General features: G+C 57.6%; 2 protein-coding genes. One reads left to right on the top strand and one right to left on the bottom strand.

Annotated features, from left to right (window positions below; genetic code table 11):
* The coding region (locus H8E27_06095; protein ID MBC8325179.1) for a hypothetical protein at positions 1 to 918 on the bottom strand (918 nt) is incomplete at its 3' end.
* Between the two features lie 157 nt (positions 919 to 1075).
* On the opposite strand from H8E27_06095, the gene H8E27_06090 reads away from it, so the two are divergent.
* A partial coding sequence (locus H8E27_06090; protein ID MBC8325178.1) for a DUF1549 domain-containing protein occupies positions 1076 to 2631 on the top strand: 1556 nt, incomplete at its 3' end.

Genomic DNA, 2631 nt, shown 5'->3' with positions numbered 1-2631 from the left:
GCCGGAGTTGCCGCCGGAGTTGCCGCCGGAGTTGCCGCCGGAGTTGCCGCCGGAACCACCGCCGCCACCTGTAAGACCACTGCCTCCCCTGCCGGGTCCGCGCTTGGAGGACGGACGTATCCATCCCCGATAGGTTGTGCTCATCCCGTTGCGAAAAGCAAAACGGGAATGAGTGGCTCCTCCAGCTTGGATGAAGCGGGGGCCAGTGTAAAAGTTGCGCGGAATATTGATCACGCGAATCGGCAAACGTGCATTGGCTCGGGCGGTACGACCGGAACTGCCACTGCTGGAAGCCCGTTGGCTGGGAATTACGCGGCGCAGGGATTGTAACGGGCGAATGTTCCCACTTGTACGGAAGGTGGAAATCCGCTGATACATCACCTGAATTTTTTCGCCGTTGGGTGCGATGAATTCGCCGGCCGGACCTTGGGGGTGTTCACACACGTCGCCGGTGGTTTCATCCACCTCCACCAGCTTGTGTACGCCGCCGCCGATAGGATCGATGCGGAAAGTGCGGCCGTCGCCAACGGAAATTGAACCGGTCATCGCATCCCCGGCCACGGATAACATAACCGTGCTTTCAGACGCGCCTTTTACTTTGCCGTATGCAATTGCAAATGTTTCATCAATCTTTTGCCGTTCATCGATGAGAATCTCCAATGTCTCCCCTTGAAACAAACGCAACGTAAGTGAATCGGCATTTTGTACGATGCTGGTAAGCGTGGCTTGCTCGAGCCGCACCACTTTATGACGCTTGGCAAATTCCAAATCAGGCACGGCCCGATCCGTCGTCACGTCCTCTTCGGCAATCAACTCAGGAACACCGGGCACCTCGTCAGTTTGTGTCAACGTGTACACCGCTAATCCCACCCCGCAAAGCAGGGCGCTCGCTACGCCAACAACAAATTTTTTCGTCATCCGAAATAGCCCTTCCGGCTTCCTATACTGTGCCCCCAGATCAGGCGAGGCACAAGGGGAAATTTTATGAAAAACCCACGATCAACGCCACATTTCCATTTGACGAAGATCTCTCAATAAAAGTGACAGTTTTTGACAGGATGTTATCATCGCGCCGATGCGTTTCACGGAGCGATTTTGGATACTGACCGCTAGTTTGCTGGCTCCGGCGTTAATGGCAGCGGTTTGGTATGATCGTGACGTGCGGCCCATCCTCACCGCCAATTGCTACGCCTGCCACGGGCCCGACGCCAGCACCCGCAAAGCCAAGCTGCGACTGGATACCGAACAAACCGCCCGGCCGGTTTTGAAGGATTTGCTCAAACGCATTTCCCACATCGACCCCGAAGAACGCATGCCCCCACCCAAGAGCGGCAAACCACTTTCCGCCGCGCAAATCGCCACCCTCCGCCAATGGATCTCCCAAGGCGCAAAGTGGGAGCAACACTGGTCGCTCAAGCCACTGAAACGCCCGCCCCTGCCCCTGCTCACCGCCGCCGAACAAAAATGGGCGCGCAATCCCATCGACCAGTTTATCCGCGCCAAACAAACCGAGCATGGACTGAGCCCCTCCCCCAAGGCCGATCCCCTCACCTTGATCCGGCGCATGACCTTCGACCTCACCGGCCTGCCGCCCACTCCCGCGGAGATTGCGGCGTTTGAAAAGGCGGCGAAAACCAATCGTGATCAGGCCATCGCCGCACTGGCCGACCGACTGCTCGCCAGCCCGCGCTACGGCGAACGCTGGGGCCGGCACTGGCTCGATGTGGTGAAGTACGCCGACACCTGCGGGTACGACAAGGACAAGCTGCGGCCCAACGCCTGGCCTTATCGCGATTATGTTATTCGTTCGTTCAACGAAAACAAACCGTACGCGCGGTTCGTCCAGGAACAGATTGCCGGCGATGCGCTCTTCCCCGGCACGGCCGACGGCATTCTTGGGCTTGGCTTCATTGCCGCCGGTCCTTGGGATTTTATCGGGCATGTCGAAGTACCTGAGAGTAAGATTGATGGCCGCGTCGCCCGCCACATTGATCGGGATGAAATGGTGAGCAACACGCTCAACACCTTCACCAGTGCCACCATCCAATGCGCGCGCTGCCACGATCACAAATTCGATCCCTACACGCAGAAGCATTATTACAGCCTGCAATCCGTCTTCGCCGCTGTGGATCGTGCCAACCGTCCGTACAACACGTCGCCGGAGTTAAATAAAAAGAAAATCGACCTCACCACCCGCATTGCGGAGTTGAACAAGCAACTCGCCACCATGGATGCCGAGATGAAAAAGGCCGGCGGCAAAGCGTTGACGGCGCTGGATCAAAAAATCGCCACGCTCACGCCCAAGGCAAAGCTACAGCGCAAGCGGCCCGAGTATGGCTATCACAGTACCATCGTGAAGAATCCTCACACCGCCAAATGGGTGCAGATCGATCTCGGTGCGGCCAGCGATTTGCGGCGCCTTGTGCTGCGCGCGTGCCACGATGAATACGCCGACATCGGCGGCGGATTTGGATTCCCCGTGCGCTTCAAAGTGGAAGGCGCGTCAACCGCGGACTTCAAACAACGCACCACGCTCGTCGATCAAACACAGGCTGATTTTCCGAACCCAAATATTGCTCCGGTCAGTTTTGATGTAAAAGCCAAGGTGCGCTTTGTGCGCGTGACCGCCAC

Source organism: Limisphaerales bacterium (genome assembly GCA_014382585.1).
GTDB lineage: Bacteria > Verrucomicrobiota > Verrucomicrobiia > Limisphaerales > UBA1100 > JACNJL01.
The sequence above is the reverse complement of the archived record's forward strand: the minus strand, read 5'-3'. Positions and strand labels throughout refer to the sequence as shown.